The following is a 20,295-nucleotide window of genomic DNA, read 5'->3' on the forward strand; positions in this document are numbered from 1 at the left end:
TTTTTGCTTGTCGGCTATTTGCGCGACGCGCCTGGCTTATGCCGACGCAACCGGCGCAACTGCGGGACGGCTGAACGCCTCGATAAACGCCAACGCCGGCGTGCTGCGAGCGAACGCAGTGAACCGCGCGAGCAAGTCACCCGGCGTAAGCCATGGATACTGCAGACTCCCTTGCAACGCCTCGACCAACGCGCCGTCGACATCCGGCACGACGTCCATCCGTGCAATGTGGATGTGAAAAGCGGTCACCACCGGCGTGTCGTCGAAGGTCCATCGATAAACGCCGTGGCCCACGCGTAACGCGCCAGTCTTCGGCTCGCGCATGACGACCAACCAGGGCAGCGCATCGATCACGCCTTCATCGACGTTGAGCGAATCGCAAACGTAGTAGGTCCTGCACCGCGTGTACTGAGCGCCGAAATCGGTGACGAGCGTCTTCGCAATCGCATCGGCGCCGACGGTGCGCGCAGGAAACGCGATATTCGATGTAGCGAGCGACATGGTCAGCACCGCGTCAGCAGCAAAAGCGTCCGCAATGCGTTGTGCACGCGTATTGTCTTTCGCGTCGAGATAGGTTTCGAGCGCCTGACGATAGGGCGCGATCTGCAGCGAGGTCATACGAGCGGTCTCCAATGAGCCCTCGTCGCGTTTCAACCGACGAGCCGCGCCACTCTATCGCGATCGTCTGACAGAACCGGCGAAGCACCTGCCACTTGCATGGTCTTGCAAGCGTTCAGCGCGCGAGTGCGCTCCACGAATCCGGGCTCACAGCCACGCCGGTTCATCCCATCAAGGCTTCTGCAACAACGCCTTCAAACTCGCGAGCCGATCTTTCGGCGACATCGGCGCTTCTTCGGGCGTCGGCGGCGGGGCGTCGTCGAGCAGCATTTCGGGGATGAAGCGCGACGGCTCGCACACCACCGTCTCTCTCGCACGCTTGCGCTTCTTGCACCAGTTCAGATGCAAGCTGCGCTGCGCGCGCGTAATCGCCACGTACATCAGGCGGCGCTCTTCCTCGATGCGCGCATCGTCGATCGGTTCGTCGTCGGGGCCGCCTCGGTGCGGCATGATGCCCTCCTCGACGCCCACCAGAAAAACGTGCGGATACTCCAGTCCCTTCGACGCGTGCACCGTCGAAAGCCGCACCGCGTCCGGATCTTCTTCGCGGCCTTCGAGCATCGACATCAGCGCTACTGTCTGAATCAAACCCAGCAGATTCTTGCCGGTGTCGCCGAGACCGTCGGCGGTATCGTAGCCCGTCGCTTCACTATTCTCGGCGGCCGCCGGTTCAGCCTTGGTGCCCTTGCGCTTGAGCCATTCCATGAACTCCAGCACGTTCTGCCACTTCGACTGCGCCTGACGCTCGTCGAACGCGTCGTACAGATAGGCTTCGTAGTGGATCGCGTCCATTAACTCGTCGAGGAGCGTACCGGCGGCATCCTTCTCCGCGCGATCGGTGAGACGCTGCATGAAATCGCAGAACACACGCATCGGTTCGATCTGACGCGGCGACAAGCGTGCTTCGATGCCGCCCATGTACACCGCGTCAAAGAGCGACACCTTGGCCTGGCCCGCAAACGAGCCAAGCGCTTCGAGCGTCGTATTGCCGACGCCGCGACGCGGCGTCGTGATCGCGCGGATGAACGCAGGGTCGTCGTTCGCGTTGGCGATCAGGCGCAGATACGCGCAGATGTCCTTGATCTCGGCTTTGTCGAAGAACGACTGGCCGCCCGAGAGCACGTACGGAATCCGCTCGCGACGCAGCACCTGTTCGAAGATGCGCGCCTGGAAGTTGCCGCGATACAGAATGGCGTAGTCGCGGAAATTCGCGCGCCGTTCGAACTTGTGCGCGGACAGCCGGAACACCACGGACTCGGCTTCGTGCTCTTCGTCGTTGCAAGGCGTGACGGTGATCGTGTCGCCCATGCCGTGTTCGGACCACAGCTTCTTTTCGAACAGCTTCGGATTGTTCGCGATCACGTTGTTCGCGGCGGTCAGGATGCGCACCGTCGAACGATAGTTCTGCTCCAGCTTGATCAGATGGAGCTTTGGAAAATCCTTGCTGAGCTGGCCGAGATTTTCGAGCGTTGCGCCGCGCCAGCCGTAGATCGCCTGGTCGTCGTCGCCCACCGCCGTGAAGGCCGCGCGCTTGCCGGCCAGCAGTTTCACCAGTTCGTACTGGCAGGCGTTGGTGTCCTGATACTCGTCGATCAGCAAATAGCGCAGCTTGTTCTGCCAGCGGTCACGCACCTGCTCGTTCTTTTCGAACAGTTCGGCGGGCAGGCGGATCAGGTCGTCGAAATCTACCGCCTGATACGCGTGCAGCGTCGCCACGTAGTTGCGATAGACGATCGCGGCCTGATGCTCGTCCTCGTTCGCGGCAATCGCGATCGCCTGTTCCGGCATGATCATGCCGTTCTTCCACAGCGAGATGATCGACTGGATCTTGCGGATGAAACCCTTGTCCGTCGAGCCGACCTGTTCCTGAATCATGCCGAAGCAGTCGTCCGAATCCATGATCGAGAACTGCGGCTTCAGGCCGACATGTTCGGCTTCCTGCCGCAGAATCTGCACGCCGAGCGAGTGGAAGGTGCAGACCGTCAACTGGTTGACGGGTACTTTGCGGCCTTCCTTGCCGGGTGTTGTGAGCGTCTTGCCTTCGAGCAGTTTGCCCACGCGCTCGCGCATTTCCAGCGCGGCCTTGTTCGTGAAGGTGACGGCGGCGATATGGCGCGGCTCGAAGCCTTTCGCTTCGATCAGGTGCGCGATTTTCTGCGTGATCACGCGCGTCTTGCCGCTGCCTGCGCCGGCGAGCACGAGACACGGGCCGTCGAGATAACGGACCGCTTCATTCTGGGCGGGGTTCAGGCCTGCGGACATCGTCTGTGGATGGGTAATGCGGTTGAGGGCGCTGCGGCGCGAAACGCCGGCCAGGGGCCCGGGGGCATGCTGCGCGGCGCCGGCGGCTGGAACGGGCGCTTCGTCGGTTGCGAAGCTGTTCTGGCCCGCCAGGGTTCGCGCGAGAGGAGCGATGTTAACACGGATGTCTTCGACGAACGCAGACGACCGCCGCACAGTCCACGCTGTCGATCCTCCTCCAACACATGCCACAATTACGGTGTTGCGCGCCGTCGCCGCGGTGGCAAAGCGGCGCGCCATTCTTGCAGGAAGACACGCATGTCCGCATCGCTGAAGATTGGATTGATGGGTTACGGTTTCGCCGGCGCGACCTTTCATGCGCCGGTGATCGAGCACTGCGGCCGCGCGAGCGTCGCGGCCATCGCCACGGGTCAGCCCGAGCGCGCGCTCGCCGATTATCCGCATGCCAAAGTGGTCGCCGATCTCGACGCGCTGCTGGCGCTCGAAGAAGTCGAGTGCGTTGTGATCGCGACGCCGAACGACACCCATTTCGACCTCGCGCGCCGCACGTTGGAAGCCGGCAAACACGTGGTTGTCGACAAGCCGGTCACGCTCACCGCCGCGGACGCCCACACGCTCGCCAACATCGCTCTGGCCCGAGGCAAGCTGTTCGTGCCGTTTCACAACCGCCGCTGGGACGGCGATTTCCTGACCGTGCGCGATCTGCTTGCCGCTCAGACCTTAGGGCGCGTCACGCAATACGAATCGCATTTCGACCGCTTCCGCCCGGAAGTGCGTCAGCGCTGGCGCGAGGAAGCCTCGCGTGGCGGCGGCCTGCTGTTCGACCTCGGTCCGCATCTGATCGATCAGGCGTTGGCCCTGTTCGGCGCCCCGCAAACCGTCTCGGCGACGGTGCGTACGCATCGCGACGCGGCCAGCGCGCCGGACTACGTGCACATTCAGCTGGGTTACAGCGAATTCGAAGCGGTGCTGCACGCGAGCGCGTTGACCGCGCTGGTCGCGCCGAGATTTTCGATCCACGGCACACGTGGCAGCTACGTGAAGTACGGTCTCGATACGCAGGAAGATCAGTTGAAGGCCGGACTGCGCCCCGGTGACGAAGGCTTCGGCGCCGGTAACGACGCCGGCGTGCTGCGCGTGGTGGAAGGTGATCAGGAAGTCGAGCGGAACGTGCCGACGCAAAACGGCGATTACGTCGGTTTCTATATCGCACTGGCTGACGCGATCCAGGGCGGCGTGAAATTCCCCGTCAGCGCTCAAGACGCCGTCGACGTAATGACAATTATTGAACTCGCGGCGCGCAGTTCTGAAGAAGGCGTCCGGCTGGCGTTCGAACGCGTTCGTTAAGCTGTTTTGCTGCGCGGCGCGACGCTTTGTGTACCCAAAAAGCGCCGATTGCCTTTGCCGTCGCGCAGGCGAAATACCCTGACAAGCCCGAAAGGAACATAACGTTACAAATAAGGGCTCTGGACGGGTCAGCGCGAACCCATGGTGATCCGTTGCTACCCGGGTAGCACCACAAAACGACAATGACTTCCGGAGAGTCCATGCCCCGTATCATCCGCGCACTTAGCGCATGTGCATTGCTCAGTACCCTTGCTGCCTGCGTGGTAGCGCCCCAACCTCAGCCGGCCCCGCGTCCGAATCCGCAGCAGATCGCGGATCAGCGCCTGCATCAGGTCGACGGCCGCATCGATAATCTGAGCCGCCGTATCGACAATCATGTCAATCAAGGCTATTACCCGCCCCCGCAAGGCGGCGCGCTGCATCATCGCCTCGACGTGGTCCGTCAGGAAGCGCACGACATGGCTGCGCAACACGGCGGCGGTTTGTCGGCCGACGAGCAGCGCGTGCTGAACCAGGAACTGGACAACGCAGCACACGCCATCGGCGAATAATCGCGCCGGTTCCGGCACTCAAAAGCAGCACAAGCCGAAGCGCGGGCCTCACGTCCCGCGCTTTTTTTGACACTTGCGTGAGCGCTACGCCAACGCCCATACCGCTCGCGGGCCTTTAATTGACAAGCCCCCGGCCCTCGCGTACATTCGCCGCACGCGTCGGGAGAGCGTGCTGGCCGCAGAAAATCGCAGGCCGCGCCGCCGAAGGGGCACACCCGCAAACTCTCAGGCAAAAGGACCGACCGCGTCGAAAAACCCGCCTTACGGCACCGGTTTTTCGCACTCTGGAGAGCGGCAGTAGCCGTCTGCCAACGCAGATTCTGGCAAGCTGCCCACCGAAGGGGCGCGCGTTTCCCCGTGACACGTCAACGTGTTCACGGCAACGCAATCTCTCAGGTATCGAGGACAGAGGGGCCATGCAACGCATCGCTCGCAGCCATCAGGCCGCGAGGCGTAGCGCCGCATGGCCTTTTTTGTTTCGCGAGACGCCTGAGGCCCCATGACCGAACTCAAACACACCCCGCTCAACGCCACCCATCGTGCGCTCAATGCCCGCATGGTCGACTTCGGCGGCTGGGACATGCCTGTCAATTACGGCTCGCAGATCGACGAACATCGCGCCGTACGCACCGACGCCGGCATGTTCGACGTCTCGCACATGTGCGTCGTCGATTTCACCGGCGAGCGCGTGCGCGCCTTCTTCGAATTCGCGCTGGCCAATAACGTCGCCAAGCTGCAAACGCCGGGCCGCGCGCTCTATTCCTGTCTGCTGAACCCGAATGGCGGCGTGATCGACGATCTGATCGTCTACTACTTCGGCGAAGATCACTTCCGCGTGGTCGTCAACGCCGGTACCGCCGACAAAGACATCGCCTGGTTCGGCCAGCTCAACGCAGAAGGCAGCTTCGGCTTGACCATCACGCCGCGTCGCGACTACGCGATCGTCGCCGTGCAAGGCCCGAACGCGCGCGAGAAAGTCTGGCAAACCGTGCCGGCCGCACGCGCCGCCACCGAAGCATTGAAACCCTTCAACGCCGCCCGTATCGACGAGACGCCGTTCGGCGAGTTGACCGTTGCCCGCACCGGTTACACCGGCGAAGACGGGTTCGAGATCATCGTCCCAGCGGATCACGTCGTCGCCCTGTGGAACGCACTGCAGGCGCAAGGTGTGCGCCCGGCCGGTCTCGGCGCGCGCGACACGCTGCGCCTCGAAGCGGGTATGAACCTGTACGGCCAGGATATGGACGACGACGTTTCGCCGCTCGACGCCGGCCTGGCATGGACCGTCGACCTCACCTCGCCGCGCGACTTCGTCGGCAAGGGCAAGCTGGAAGCCGACGGTTCGCAGAAAGCGTTCGTCGGCCTGATCCTGTTGAAGGAAAACGGCAAGGCGGCAGGCGTGCTGCGTGCTCATCAGAAAGTCGTCACGCCGCAGGGCGAAGGCGAAATCACCAGCGGCACGTTTTCGCCGACCATGCAGGAATCGATCGCCTTCGCGCGCGTGCCGAAAGGCGTGCAGCCGGGCGACACCGTTCAGGTTCAGATTCGTGACAAGAACGTACCCGCAAGCGTGGTAAAACTGCCGTTCGTGCGCAACGGCAAAGTGCTCGCAGTTTAAGCAGCTGGCGCGTACGCCACGAACCTTTTAAGTCATTACCGAATCCACCGCATAGGAGCATCCGATGAGCATCCCGGCCGATCTGAAATATACCGAATCGCACGAATGGGTCCGCACCGAGGCAGACGGCACGCTGACGGTCGGCATCACCGACCACGCGCAGGAAGCGCTCGGCGATATCGTCTTCTTCGAAGTCCAGGAACTGGGCAAGACCGTAACCGCAGGCGACACCGTCGCCGTGATCGAATCGGTGAAAGCCGCTTCCGATATCTACGCGCCGGTCTCGGGCGAAATCATCGAAGCGAACACGGCCGTCGCCGATACGCCCGATTCGGTCAACTCCACGCCGTATGAAAGCTGGCTCTTCAAGATCAAGCCGGCCGCCGACGCCAAGCAAGATCGCCTGATCGACGCCGACGCGTACACGAAGTCGATCGGCGCCTGATTCGCCTTTACGTTTAACCCGTCAGGTGCGGCTTTCGATAAGGACGGCCGCACCGCCAGGAACACCCCATGAAGCTCGAACACCCGGATCGTCTGATGAACCGCACTCCTCTCTCGCTCGCCGCGCTCGAAGTGCATGACGCCTTCGCCGAACGGCACATCGGCCCGGATTCGGCCGACCAGCACGCCATGCTCGAAGCTCTCGGCTTCGCGTCGCGCGCCGCGCTGATCGACGCCGTGATTCCGAAGACGATCCGCCGCACCGAAACGCTGCCGCTCGGCGCCTTCACGCAACCGAAGAGCGAAGCCGAAGCGCTCGCCGCGCTGCGCGAACTCGCGGACAAGAACCAGGTGTTCCGCTCGTACATCGGGCAGGGCTATTACAACGCGCACACGCCGACGGTGATCCTGCGTAACGTGCTGGAAAATCCGGCGTGGTACACCGCGTACACGCCATACCAGCCGGAAATCTCGCAAGGCCGTCTGGAAGCGTTGCTGAATTTCCAGCAGATGATCGTCGACCTGACGGGTCTGGCGATCTCGAACGCGTCGCTGCTCGACGAAGCCACCGCTGCCGCTGAAGCAATGACGCTGCTGCAACGCATCGGCAAGCCGAAGTCGAACGTGTTCTTCGTCGCTGACGACGTGCTGCCGCAAACCATCGAAGTAGTGAAGACGCGCGCCACGCCGATCGGCATCGAAGTGAAAGTGGGCCCGGCTGCGGAAGCGGCGAACGCGAATGCGTTCGGCGTGCTGCTGCAATACCCGGGCGTGAACGGCGACGTGCGCGACTACCGCGCGCTCACCGAAGCGATCCACGCAGCGGGCGGCCACGTGGTGGTCGCCGCCGACCTGCTCGCGCTGACCGTCCTCACGCCGCCGGGCGAATGGGGCGCGGATGTGGCCGTCGGCAACACGCAGCGCTTTGGTGTGCCAGTCGGTTTCGGCGGCCCGCACGCCGCGTACCTCGCCGTGCGCGACGAATTCAAGCGTCAGATGCCGGGCCGTCTCGTCGGCGTGACTGTCGACGCGCAAGGCAACCCTGCACTGCGTCTCGCGCTGCAAACGCGCGAACAACATATCCGCCGCGAGAAAGCGACCTCGAACGTGTGTACCGCGCAAGCGCTGCTCGCGATCATGGCCAGCATGTACGCGGTGTATCACGGCCCGCGCGGTCTGAAGACGATCGCACTGCGCGTGAACCGCATCGCCGCCTTGCTCGCCGAAGGCGCGAAGCAACTGGGCTACACGCTCGCCAACGAAAGCTTCTTCGACACGCTCACGTTCAATAGCGGCGCGCAAACGCAAGCGCTGCACGACGCCGCAAACGCGAAGCGCATCAACCTGCGCCGTGTGAGCGACACGCAAGTGGGTCTATCGGTCGACGAAACCACCACGCGCCGCGACCTCGCCGATCTGCTCGCCGTATTCGCCGAAGCCGCCGGCGCGAAGGACGTGCCGCAAGTCGACGCGCTCGACGCCGCGATGGCTGCATCGGACAGCGCTTCGGTGCCGGCCGCGCTCGAACGCACCAGCGCGTATCTGACGCACCACGTGTTCAACCGTCATCATTCGGAAACGGAAATGCTGCGCTATTTGCGCAGCCTGTCGGACAAGGACCTCGCGCTCGATCGTTCGATGATCCCGCTCGGCTCCTGCACGATGAAGCTGAACGCGACGTCGGAAATGCTGCCGGTCACGTGGCCCGAATTCGGTCAGATCCATCCGTTCGCACCGGCTGAGCAAACCGTCGGCTACCGCGAAATGATCGATCAGCTCGAAGAGATGCTGGTCGCGGCGACGGGTTACGCGGCAATCTCGCTACAACCGAATGCCGGCTCGCAAGGCGAGTACGCGGGTCTGCTGATCATCCACGCTTATCACGCCTCGCGCGGTGAAGCGCATCGCAATGTCTGCCTGATTCCCGCTTCGGCACACGGCACGAACCCGGCTTCGGCGCAAATGGCCGGCATGCAGGTAGTCGTGGTGGCTTGCGACGTGCAAGGCAACGTCGATATCGAAGACCTGAAGAAGAAGGCCGGTCAACACGCCGACAAACTCGCGGCGATCATGATCACGTATCCGTCCACACACGGCGTGTTCGAACAGAACGTCCGTGAAATCTGCGAGATCGTGCATGCGCATGGCGGCCAGGTCTACGTGGACGGCGCGAACATGAACGCAATGGTCGGCCTGACCGCGCCGGGCCAGTTCGGCGGCGACGTCTCACACCTGAACCTGCACAAGACCTTCTGTATTCCGCACGGCGGCGGCGGACCGGGCGTCGGTCCGGTTGCAGTCGGTGCACATCTCGCACAGTTCCTGCCGAACCAGATTTCGTCGGGCTATGAACGCGCGCCGAACGGTATCGGCGCTGTGTCGGGCGCGCCGTTCGGTTCGGCGTCGATTCTGCCGATCTCGTGGATGTACATCGCGATGATGGGCGCGAAGAACCTCACCGCCGCAACCGAAACCGCGATCCTCAACGCGAACTACGTCGCGAACAAACTCGCGCCGCATTATCCGGTGCTCTATTCGGGCCCGGGCGGACTGGTCGCGCACGAGTGCATTCTCGATCTGCGTCCGATCAAGGACACAAGCGGCATCACCGTGGACGACGTCGCCAAGCGCCTCGCCGACTACGGCTTCCACGCGCCGACCATGAGCTTCCCGGTGCCGGGCACGCTGATGGTCGAGCCGACCGAATCGGAATCGAAGGAAGAACTCGACCGTTTCATCGAGGCCATGATTGCGATCCGCGAAGAAATCCGCGCAGTGGAAGAAGGCCGCTCGGACCGCGAAGACAATCCGCTGAAGCACGCGCCCCACACGGCGGCGGTCGTAATCGCCAACGACTGGAAGCATGCGTATGCGCGCGAAACCGCCGCGTATCCGCTGCCCACCTTGATCGCGAAGAAGTACTGGCCGCCGGTTGGCCGCGCGGACAACGTGTACGGCGACCGCAATCTGTTCTGCTCCTGCGTGCCGATCGCCGACTACGAGTAAGAGCCGTCCCAAACGCGCATCGCCTGAGGTTGTAAGCAGGCGTTGCGCGGTTCTGTCGTTCATGGCCGCAAACGGCTAACATCACACACCGAATCAGCCCAACGAGGAGTTTCGCATGGCGCGACAGGTGCGATCGATGTATAGCCGGACCGGAATCAGGCAAGCCCAGAAGACATGGCAGCAGGGCTGCGCGCTTGCGCTGGCTGGCGCGGCGTTGCTGCTGCCGCTGCGCGAGGCACACGCCGCAATGAATTTTTGTGCGGCGCCCGCGCTGCAAACGAGCGAGCGCACGAATGCCGATCCGGGCGTCAAGGCGTTGGTCAGCAACGTGCAGGCGCATCTGAATGAACAGCCACACGCGCTGGCGAAACTGCATACCGAAGGCACCTTGCCGCACGAGGGCATTTACGACCAGAGCGTCGAGGCGGAGAAAGACCTCGACCTGATGCGCGACGCCGCGCTTGCCTGGCGCGCCACCAGCGACGACCGCTATCTCAAGCTCGTGGACCGCCTGTTATACGCCTGGGTCACGACCTATCAGCCAAGCTTCAATCCCATCGACGAAACGCGTTTCGAAGGGCTGATCCTCGCCTATGACATGACCGCGAGCGCGCTGCCCGTGAAAACGCGCAATGCGTCGATGGCATTTCTGACGAAGCTCGCCAACGGCTACATCGGACAGATCGACGCGCAAGCGCGCCCGCTCAAAGGCACGTTCCAGAACAACTGGCAAAGCCACCGGATCAAGCTGATCGCGATGGCCGCGTTCACGCTGGATAACCGCAAGATGATCAACGCGGCGCAGCGTCTATTCGTCGAACATATCGGCGACAACATCGAGCCGGATGGCTCGACCATCGACTTCAGCGAACGTGACGCGCTGCATTACGTCACTTACGATCTGCAGCCGCTCGTGACGGCCGCGCTCGCCGCGCGTCGCCACAATCGGAACTGGCTGCCGGAGAAGGGTGCGAACGGCGCGACGCTGCAAGCCGCGCTGAACTGGCTCGCGCCTTACGCGGCGGGCAGCAGGACGCATGAAGAATTCGTGCATTCGAACGTACCGTTCGACGCAAAGCGTCGCGAAGCCGGTTTGCCCGGCTACTCGGGTCAATGGGACCCGAAGAACGCGACGGAACTGTTTCACCTGGCGGCGCGTCTCGACGGACGCTATACGCCAATCGCATTGCAGCTAGCACCGACGCCACCTGCGTGGCTCGCCGTGTGTTTGCCGCTGCCCGCGCGATAAATCCACTTTTCATTATTGGCAGGAGCAGTAAATGGCAGTCAGCGTATTCGACCTCTTCAAAATCGGCATCGGTCCGTCCAGTTCGCATACGGTGGGACCGATGCGCGCGGCGCTGATGTTCGTCCAGGGGCTCGAACGCGATGGGCTGCTCGGCAATACGGCGTCGGTAAAAGCAGATCTCTACGGCTCGCTCGGTGCAACGGGCAAAGGCCACGGCACGGATCGCGGCGTGATGCTCGGCCTGATGGGCGACGCACCCGACACCGTCGATCCGGACACGATCGCGCAACGTCTCGAAGCGGTGCGCGGCTCGCGCAAGCTGGCGCTGCTCGGCACGCACGATGTGCCGTTCGTGCAGAAGGATCACATTTCGTTTTATCGTCAGGCGCTGCCTGAGCATCCGAACGGCCTGAAGCTGCGCGCTTTCGATGCGCAGGGCGAGACGCTGCGCGAATCGACCTACCTGTCGGTGGGCGGCGGCTTCGTGGTGACGGCCGGCGCGCCGAACACGAAAGTACTGAGCGCGGTCGATCAATTGCCGCACCCGTTTCGCAGCGGTAACGAGTTACTCGCACTGTGTGAATCGACCGGCAAAAGCATCGCCCAGTTGATGTGGGAAAACGAGCGCGTGTGGCACACGGAAGAAGAGACGCGTACCGGCTTGATGAAAATCTGGGACGTGATGCAATCGTGCGTGTCGCGTGGTTGCGGCATCAACAATCCGGACGCCGACGGCAATCTGCCGGGACCCTTCCAGGTGAAGCGCCGTGCGCCGCAGTTGTATCGCGCGCTGTCGGGTAATCCGGAACTTGCGCTGCGCGATCCGTTGTCGATGGTCGACTGGATCAATCTCTATGCGATCGCCGTCAACGAAGAGAATGCCGCAGGCGGCCGGGTGGTCACTGCGCCGACCAACGGCGCGGCCGGCATTATCCCGGCGGTGCTGCATTACTACACGCGCTTCATGCCGGGCTCGAATCAACAAGGCGTGATCGACTTCCTGATGACGGCGGCGGCGATCGGCATTCTCTACAAGCTGAACGCCTCGATCTCGGGCGCAGAAGTGGGATGCCAGGGCGAGGTGGGTGTCGCGTGTTCGATGGCGGCCGGTGCGCTTGCCGCCGTGATGGGCGGCACGCCGAGACAGGTCGAGAATGCCGCGGAAATCGGCATGGAGCACAACCTCGGACTGACGTGCGACCCGGTCGGCGGGATGGTGCAGATTCCGTGTATCGAACGTAACGCGATGGCCTCCGTAAAAGCGGTCAACGCGGCACGGATGGCTTTGCGCGGTGACGGCAGCCACTATGTGTCGCTGGACTCGGTCATCAAGACCATGCGCGAAACCGGCGCGGATATGAAGACCAAGTACAAGGAAACATCGCGAGGCGGCCTCGCGGTGAATATCGTCGAGTGCTGATGAGCGGTCTCGACGGCGGCTAACGAGAAACGCGGGCTACGGTCCGCGTTTTTTTATTGGTGCGTCGCCGGCGCCCATGTTGGTTGCGTTGCGCCGTGACAGCGGCGGCGTGCCCAGCGTAAGCTGTTGTAGCGCCGCTCGTTGGGCCGATGCGGCGATCTTATCTCGCACTTACGCACTGTCTGGAGGCTTCATCGCAATGTCGCAGCCGAATGCTCCCGTTTCCGGTTCTCCTGTCGCTCAAACCACCGGCGCGCGTCTTGTCGTCGATGCGTTACTCACGCACGGTGTCGAACGCGTTTTCTGTGTGCCTGGCGAAAGCTTTCTCGCCGTGCTCGACTCGCTGCATGACGAGACTGAGCGAATTCAGACCATCGTTTGTCGCCATGAGGCGGCGGCAGCGAATATGGCTGAGGCGGTCGGCAAATTGACCGGAACGCCTGGCGTCGCGATCGTCACGCGTGGACCGGGTGCCACGCACGCATCGATCGGCGTGCACACCGCGTTTCAGGATTCCACGCCGATGATCCTGCTGATCGGCCAATGCGCGCGAGAACATCTCGAGCGCGAGGCATTCCAGGAAATCGACTATCGACGCATGTTCGGCCAGATGGCGAAGTGGGTCGCGCAGATCGACGACCCGAAGCGCATCCCCGAATATCTGAGCCATGCGTTTCACACGGCGACGTCGGGACGGCCTGGGCCCGTGGTGCTGTCGTTGCCCGAAGACGTGCTGAGCGATGCATGCGATGCCGTCGCCGGCGCGCCTGCGTACCAGCGCGTGGCGGCGTCGCCGTCGGCGGCGCAGATCGGGAAGTTGCGCGAGTTGCTCGAAGGTGCGCAGCGGCCGATGGTGATTGCAGGCGGCAGCGGTTGGACGTCAGCTGCGTGCGCAGATTTTCAGCGCTTCGTGGAGAACTGGCAGTTACCGGTTGGCCTCGCGTTCCGCTTTCAGGACACGCTGGATAACGAGCACCCGAACTATGCGGGCGATGTCGGCCTCGGTATCAATCCCGCGCTCGCGAAGCGCATCCGCGATGCCGATCTGCTGCTCGCGATCGGGCCTCGACTCGGTGAAGCTACGACCAACGGCTACACGCTGCTCGACATTCCAAAGACAAAGCAAACGCTGGTGCACGTGCATCAAGGCGCGGAGGAGTTGGGCCGCGTATACGCAGCGGATCTGCCGATTGTGTCGGGCATGCCCGAGCTGGCGTCGATGCTTGCTGCGTTGAAACCTGCTTCGGGCGAGCTCGCGTGGACAGGCGCGACGGATGAGGCGCATCGCGCCTACCTCGAATGGCGCAAGCCTCGTCAAATCCCCGGCGATGTGCAGATGGGCGAAGTTATCCAGCAACTACGCGCGCACCTGCCGGACGATGCGATTCTCACGAACGGCGCGGGCAATTACGCGACGTGGCTGCATCGGCACTTTTCGTATCGACATTACCGCTCGCAACTCGCGCCGACGAGTGGCGCGATGGGTTACGGTGTGCCGGCGGCGATCGCTGCGAAGTCGCTCTATCCGCAACGCGCGGTGGTCGCGTTAGCCGGCGACGGCTGTTTCATGATGGCTGCCCAAGAACTTGCGACGGCGATGCAGTACGACCTGCACGTGTTGTTTATCGTCGTGAATAACGCTCACTTCGGCACGATTCGCATGCATCAGGAGCGGCATTATCCTGGACGCGTGCACGGCACCGGACTCACCAATCCCGACTTCGCGGCGTTCGCGCGATCGTTCGGCGCGCATGGCGAAACGGTTGAGCGTACGGAAGATTTTCTGCCGGCTTTGCAACGCGCGATGGCAGCGCAGAGCGCGGCGGTGATCGAGATTCGCATGTTGCAGGAGGCGAGTACGCCGGGCGCGACGCTGGAGCAGATTCGGGAGCAGGGGAGGAAGATGCGGGGAGAGTCGTAGCTTCCTGCTCGTAGTCGACACGCTCCACGCGCATAAAAAACCCCGCCAAAGCGGGGTTTCTGACGTCAAAGCAAGCGAAAACCGCTTACTTTCCGCCCACGCTTTGCAGCGTCGTCCACTTGCCATCGACAACCTTGTACAGCGTGATGCCGCCGTTCTTCAGGTCGCCCTTGCTGTCGTAGGCCAGGTTAGCCGACGTCACCGACGGCATCGAGGTCTTCGCGAGCAGCGGCAGGTACTTGGCCGGATCGGTCGAGTTAGCCTTCTTCATTGCGTCGAACATCGCCATTGCGCCGTCGTAAGCGTACGGCGAGTACGTTTGCACGTCCTCGTTGAAGCGCTTCTTGTACTTTGCGACGTAGTCCTTGCCACCCGGCATTTCTTCCAGCGGCAGGCCGGCGAGCGATGCCACCGTACCGTTCGCTGCGTCACCCGCGATCTGCAGGAACGTCGGCGTGTGGACCATTTCGCCGCCCATCAGCGGTGCCTTGACGCCCAGTTGCTTCATCTGCTTGACCATCGGTGCCGCTTGCGAATCCGCGCCGCCGTAGTAAATCAGATCCGGGTTGACCGACTTCACCTTGGTCAGGATCGACTTGAAGTCGACGGCCTTGTCGTTCGTGTATTCACGATCGACGATCTGGCCGCCCGCTGCCTTCGCTGCCTTTTCGAACTGATCAGCCAGACCCTGGCCATAAGCCGTGCGGTCGTCGACGATCACGATCTTCTTCATGCCCAGTGTCTTGACCGCGAACGTGCCGGCCACCGAACCTTGCTGCGTGTCCGACGTCATCATGCGGAACGTGGTCTTGAAACCTTGCTGCGTGTATTCCGGCGCCGTCGCCATGGCGATTTCGGGGATGCCCGCGTTCGCGTAGATGCGCGAAGCCGGGATCGTGGTGCCCGAGTTGAAGTGGCCGAGCATGCCCTTGATGCCGTCGTCCACCAGCTTCTGCGCGACGGTCGTGCCGGTGCGCGGGTCAGCCTGGTCGTCCGCCGAATCCAGCACGAAGCGAACCTGTTTACCGCCGATCACCGGCTTGGTCGCGTTCATGTCTTCCACTGCCAGCGTGATGCCGTTCTGGAAGTCCTTACCGTAGTGCGCCTGCGCGCCCGTCATCGGGCCGGCGAAGCCGACCTTCACGTCTTCCGTCGATTGAGCGTTGGCCGTCCCCGCCAGCGACATTGCTGCGACCAGCGCCGCGCCTGCCAACTGATTCATCTTGTGTTGCATAGTCTCTCCTTGGTACCAGGTGTGGATGGAGCGGTTTCGGGATGGCCGTACCGCTTCCGTTTTACTGAGCAATTGAAGTGAGGTTCGCTCAACCAATCGTCATCAAATTCGCATTACCGCCTGCTGCTGCCGTGTTTACGCTGACCGAACGTTCCGTCAACAGACGCTCGAGTGCGTAATCCTCATCGCCGCTTTCCAGCGCGCGCGCCGCAACGCCTTGCACCGAGACGATCGGCCCGGTCCGTTTCGCGACTTCCTTCACCAGCGCCAGCAGCTCGTCGCTATCGCCTTCGAACAACACGGCGTCGAACGGCGTATCGGCACTCTTCTTCACGCTCGCATGCGACTTGAGCGAGGCCGGTAGCTGAGCCACCAATTGTTCACCCGCTGCGCCTTCAAACAAGGCGCGATTTCCCGTAGCCAGTGCGGCGGCAAACTGCACGCGCGCCCCGCTTGCCGTCGACGCAATACACAGAACCGTGCCGCGCGCGCCCAACGTGTACGTGTTGCGCTCGCCGGTGGGGCCCGACAACACCGCCGTCGCGCCAGCCGGTACGTGCGACAGATAGCCGTCACAGCGTGCGGCCAGTTGCGGCTCGCGTTCGGCGATCAGCCAGTCACGCAGCGCGGTCAGCGCAGCGGACGGATTGTCGCTGTTTTCACCCGCTTGCGGAACATCCGCCATCAGCGACTGCGCGAGCGACTTCGGCAAACCGGCCGGACGCGTCGCGAGCAGACGCTGCAGATACAGCGCGCCACCCGCTTTCGGACCCGTGCCGGACAAACCTTCGCCGCCGAACGGCTGCACACCCACCACCGCGCCGATCACGTTGCGGTTCACATAAATGTTGCCGACATGCGCGCGGCTGATCACGTGAGCGATGGTTTCATCGATCCGCGTGTGAATGCCGAGCGTCAGGCCGTAACCGGTCGAACGGATCTGTTCGAGCAGCTTGTCCAGTTGACTGCGGCGGTAACGCACCACGTGCAGCACCGGCCCAAAAACTTCACGCTTCAGTTCGTCGATGCTGTCGAGCTCGATCAGCGTCGGCGGCACGAAGGTGCCTTGTGCGCAGCCTTCCGGCATCGGCAGCTGCTCGACCTTGCGCCCCTTGTCGCGCATCGTCGCGACGTGCGCGTCGATATTGCGCTTCGCGTCGAGGTCGATCACCGGGCCGACGTCGATCGACAGACGATCCGGATTGCCCACCGCCAGTTCGCGCATCGCGCCGGTCAGCATTTCGAGCGTGCGGTCCGCCACGTCGTCCTGTAGACAAAGAACGCGCAACGCGGAACATCGTTGACCGGCCGAATCGAAAGACGATTGCAGCACGTCCGCCACGACCTGCTCGGCGAGCGCCGACGAGTCGACGATCATCGCGTTCTGGCCGCCCGTTTCGGCAATCAGCGGAATCGGCTTGCCGTCCGGATCGAGACGATTCGACAGCGTCTTGTTGATCAGACGCGCGACTTCGGTCGAGCCGGTGAACATCACTGCGCGGGTACGCGGATCGGCCACCAGCGCGGCGCCAACCGTCTCACCGTTGCCCGGCAGCAGTTGGACCGCGCCCGCCGGCACGCCGGCTTCGCGCAGAATCCGCACGGCTTGCGCGGCGATCAGCGGCGTTTGTTCGGCCGGCTTTGCGAGCACCGTGTTACCGGCTGCGAGTGCAGCGGCAACTTGCCCCATGAAAATCGCCAGCGGGAAATTCCACGGGCTGATACAGACCACCGGACCGAGCGGGCGGTGCGTATCGTTGGAAAACTCATCGCGAATCTGCGTCGAGTAGTAGCGCAGGAAGTCGATCGCTTCGCGGATTTCCGCGACTGCGTTCGCCAGCGACTTGCCGGCTTCACGCACCACCAGACCCATCAGCGTATGCATCTGCGCTTCGAGCAGATCGGCGGCACGCGCGAGGCAATCGGCGCGCGCTTCGACCGGCGTGGCTTGCCAGATCGGCGCAGCGGCCACGGCGTGGGCGAGCGCGGCGCTCACGTGCTCCGGCGTCGCTTCGACCACCGTGCCCACGAGGTCGCGCTGGTCGGCCGGGTTGCGGACATCACGGGCGTTGCCGACGGCGATCTCGTTGTCTTCGAGCATCGGCGCGGCGCGCCACGGATGATGCGCGCTCGCCAGCAACGCCGACGACAGCGACGCCAGACGGTGCTCGTTCGACAGATCGAGACCCATCGAATTGAGACGCTCGGCGCCAAACAGATTGCGCGGCAGCGGAATCTTTGCGTGCGGCGCGCCGAGCGGCGTAATTTTCGCGGCTTCGTCGGACGGATCGGCGATCAGATCCTTGATCGCGACGCTTTCATCGGCGATGCGGTTCACGAACGACGTGTTCGCGCCGTTTTCCAGAAGACGACGCACGAGATAGGCAAGCAGCGTTTCATGCGTGCCGACCGGTGCGTACACGCGGCACGGACGGTTCAGCTTGTCGCGGCCGGTGACTTCCTCGTACAGCGGCTCGCCCATGCCGTGCAGGCACTGGAACTCGTACTGGCCAGGGTAGTAGTTGTTGCCCGCGAGGTAATAGATCGCCGACAGCGTGTGCGCGTTGTGCGTAGCGAATTGCGGATAGACCGCATCCGGTGCGCTAAGCAGCTTCTTCGCGCAGGCGAGGTACGAGACGTCCGTGTAGATCTTGCGCGTGTACACCGGATAGCCTTCGAGGCCGTCCACCTGAGCGCGCTTGATTTCGGTGTCCCAGTACGCGCCCTTCACGAGGCGCACCATGATGCGGTGACGACTGCGGCGCGCCAGATCGATCAGGTATTCGATCACGAACGGGCAGCGCTTCTGATACGCCTGCACCACGAAGCCGATGCCGTTCCAGCCGGCCAGTTCCGGATCGAAGCACAGCGCCTCGAGCAGATCGAGCGAAATTTCGAGGCGGTCGGCTTCTTCGGCGTCGATGTTCAGGCCGATGTCGTAGCGGCGCGCGAGGATCGCCAGCGAGCGCACGCGCGGCAGCAGTTCGCTCATCGTGCGTTCCTGCTGCGAGCGCGAGTAGCGTGCGTGCAGTGCGGAGAGCTTGATCGAGATGCCCGGGCCTTCGTAGATGCCACGGCCGCCGGCAGCCTTGCCGATCGCATGGATCGCCTGTTCGTACGACGCGTAGTAGCGCAGCGCGTCGGCTTCGGTGGTGGCCGCTTCGCCGAGCATGTCGTACGAGTAGCGGAAACCACGTGCTTCGTATTTGCGGCTGTTGGCAAGCGCTTCAGAGATGTTTTCGCCAGTGACGAACTGCTCGCCCATCAGGCGCATCGCCATGTCGACGCCCTTGCGGATCAGCGGCTCTCCGCCCTTGCCGATCAAACGCGTCAGCGCCGACGACAAACCCGTTTCGCTATTGGTCGTCACCAGCTTGCCGGTGATCATCAGGCCCCAGGTTGCGGCATTGACGAACAGCGACGGCGCCTGGCCGACGTGCGATTTCCAGTCGCCCTTGCTGATCTTGTCGCGGATCAACGCATCGCGCGTGGCGCGGTCGGGGATGCGCAGCAGCGCTTCGGCCAGACACATCAGCGCGACGCCTTCCTGGCTCGACAGCGAAAACTCGTGGATCAAGCCTTCGACGCCGCCGCCCTTGCTCTTGGTGCGCAGCGTTTCGACCAGCTTGCCGGCCATCGTCTGCACATCGCCCGCGAGGCTGGACGGCAAACGCGCCTGGCCGAGCAGGAACGGCACGCATTCCGGCTCCGGACGACGGTAAGCCGCCGTGATCGCCGCGCGCAGCACCGATTGCGGCTGCACGTTCTGCGCGAAATCGAGGAACGGATGCGATGCGCCGTCTTCCTCGTGCTCGACCGCGGCGCCGTCGGCCAGATCGGCTGAACCCGTCACGCCGGACAGTTCTGGCGGCAATTGGCCGTGCTCGATCTTTTCGAGGTACGCAAAGATGGCCTGCTTGATGAGCCAGTGCGGGGTGCGTTCGAGACGGGTTGCGGCATCTTTGAGCCGGGAACGCAGGAGGTCGTCGACCTTGACGCCAAGGGTGGTGCTAGCCATGTTTCCTTCTTCGGAGACCAGACGAATACGCTGGTTAAAGACTAAAAGTTGGGCGAATCGTACGCCTCCCAATAAAAAGGTGCAACCATTCGGAGGACATGGTTGCACCTTAGTCAAAGCCTTATGCGACAAGGGTTTCCGGCCAATGCCGCGACGCACGCCGGCGGCGGTTGCGATCAGTACTTTCCCTGGCGTGATTCTTTTTGCATTTACCCTTATCAAACCCGACGCCGCGCCGTTATAGAGAACATAGCGGCACGCGGCCTCACGGCACGCACAAAAACGATACGGGGTTTTGAGAGGACTGGTGAAATGGAAAAATGGCTGGTAGTACTCGGCATCTGGGCTATGTGCGCGACTTGCGCAGTGCTTTTCATCCGCGGCGCGACGGGCGGTTCGGACAAGCGCCTCGCGGTCGAAGGACGCGAGCGCGGCGGATCGCGCGCATCGACGGGCGATTCGCGGACGGCGTTAAACGATTGAGTGACGAGATGGCGCGCAGCGGTTCATCGCGCGACGACGACGCTCGACTGACGGGGAATCAATTGCAACGGTGTGCCGCCTGGGTTCCGGACGGCGGCACGGTTGCGCCTCGCGTTATTGCCGC

Annotated in this window: 12 protein-coding genes and 2 riboswitches; of the genes, 8 read left to right on the forward strand and 4 right to left on the reverse strand. The window is 63.0% G+C overall.

Annotated elements, in window-relative coordinates:
* Positions 1 to 36: 36 nt before the first annotated feature.
* Together FQ705_RS20030 and FQ705_RS20035 are read right to left on the reverse strand one after the other, a co-directional pair.
* The gene (locus tag FQ705_RS20030; protein ID WP_144143792.1) at positions 37 to 618 is read right to left on the reverse strand and encodes a hypothetical protein; all 582 of its coding nucleotides are present in this window, start codon (positions 616 to 618) and stop codon (positions 37 to 39) included.
* 171 nt (positions 619 to 789) lie between these two features.
* Positions 790 to 2,880 carry a UvrD-helicase domain-containing protein gene (locus FQ705_RS20035; protein ID WP_144143793.1) on the reverse strand — a complete coding sequence of 697 codons (2,091 nt, stop codon included), beginning with the start codon at positions 2,878 to 2,880 and terminating at the stop codon, positions 790 to 792.
* Between the two features lie 297 nt (positions 2,881 to 3,177).
* Between FQ705_RS20035 and FQ705_RS20040 the strand changes: the two genes are divergently transcribed.
* From FQ705_RS20040 to FQ705_RS20075, 8 genes are all read left to right on the forward strand, one after another.
* Positions 3,178 to 4,227, forward strand: coding sequence for an oxidoreductase (locus FQ705_RS20040; protein ID WP_144143794.1), 1,050 nt, complete (start codon positions 3,178 to 3,180; stop codon positions 4,225 to 4,227).
* A gap of 200 nt (positions 4,228 to 4,427) precedes the next feature.
* The gene (locus FQ705_RS20045; RefSeq protein ID WP_144143795.1) at positions 4,428 to 4,778 is read left to right on the forward strand and encodes a hypothetical protein; all 351 of its coding nucleotides are present in this window, start codon (positions 4,428 to 4,430) and stop codon (positions 4,776 to 4,778) included.
* Positions 4,779 to 4,928: 150 nt separating this feature from the next.
* Positions 4,929 to 5,030: riboswitch (glycine riboswitch) on the forward strand.
* A 22-nt stretch (positions 5,031 to 5,052) separates the two neighbouring features.
* Positions 5,053 to 5,197, forward strand: a riboswitch (glycine riboswitch).
* Between the two features lie 80 nt (positions 5,198 to 5,277).
* Positions 5,278 to 6,396, forward strand: a complete 1,119-nt coding sequence (gene gcvT, locus FQ705_RS20050) for a glycine cleavage system aminomethyltransferase GcvT (RefSeq protein WP_144143796.1) — start codon at positions 5,278 to 5,280, stop codon at positions 6,394 to 6,396.
* Between the two features lie 64 nt (positions 6,397 to 6,460).
* The gene (gene gcvH, locus FQ705_RS20055) at positions 6,461 to 6,841 is read left to right on the forward strand and encodes a glycine cleavage system protein GcvH (protein WP_144143797.1); all 381 of its coding nucleotides are present in this window, start codon (positions 6,461 to 6,463) and stop codon (positions 6,839 to 6,841) included.
* A gap of 68 nt (positions 6,842 to 6,909) precedes the next feature.
* Positions 6,910 to 9,846 carry an aminomethyl-transferring glycine dehydrogenase gene (gene gcvP / locus FQ705_RS20060; protein ID WP_144143798.1) on the forward strand — a complete coding sequence of 979 codons (2,937 nt, stop codon included), beginning with the start codon at positions 6,910 to 6,912 and terminating at the stop codon, positions 9,844 to 9,846.
* Positions 9,847 to 9,961: 115 nt separating this feature from the next.
* Positions 9,962 to 11,095 carry an alginate lyase family protein gene (locus FQ705_RS20065; protein ID WP_144143799.1) on the forward strand — a complete coding sequence of 378 codons (1,134 nt, stop codon included), beginning with the start codon at positions 9,962 to 9,964 and terminating at the stop codon, positions 11,093 to 11,095.
* Between the two features lie 31 nt (positions 11,096 to 11,126).
* Complete coding sequence (locus FQ705_RS20070; RefSeq protein ID WP_144143800.1) at positions 11,127 to 12,515, forward strand: L-serine ammonia-lyase; 1,389 nt, start codon at positions 11,127 to 11,129, stop codon at positions 12,513 to 12,515.
* A 199-nt stretch (positions 12,516 to 12,714) separates the two neighbouring features.
* Positions 12,715 to 14,436, forward strand: coding sequence for a thiamine pyrophosphate-binding protein (locus FQ705_RS20075; RefSeq protein WP_144143801.1), 1,722 nt, complete (start codon positions 12,715 to 12,717; stop codon positions 14,434 to 14,436).
* An 85-nt stretch (positions 14,437 to 14,521) separates the two neighbouring features.
* On the opposite strand, the gene FQ705_RS20080 is transcribed toward FQ705_RS20075, so the two are convergent.
* Positions 14,522 to 15,670 (reverse strand): branched-chain amino acid ABC transporter substrate-binding protein, encoded by a 1,149-nt coding sequence (locus FQ705_RS20080; protein ID WP_144143802.1) that lies wholly within the window; start codon positions 15,668 to 15,670, stop codon positions 14,522 to 14,524.
* Positions 15,671 to 15,758: 88 nt separating this feature from the next.
* Entirely contained in the window at positions 15,759 to 19,688 is a 3,930-nt protein-coding gene (gene putA / locus FQ705_RS20085; protein WP_144143803.1) for a trifunctional transcriptional regulator/proline dehydrogenase/L-glutamate gamma-semialdehyde dehydrogenase, read from the reverse strand.
* Positions 19,689 to 20,295: the final 607 nt, after the last annotated feature.

It is taken from the genome of Paraburkholderia sp. BCC1884 (genome assembly GCF_900996225.1).
Taxonomy (GTDB): domain Bacteria; phylum Pseudomonadota; class Gammaproteobacteria; order Burkholderiales; family Burkholderiaceae; genus Paraburkholderia.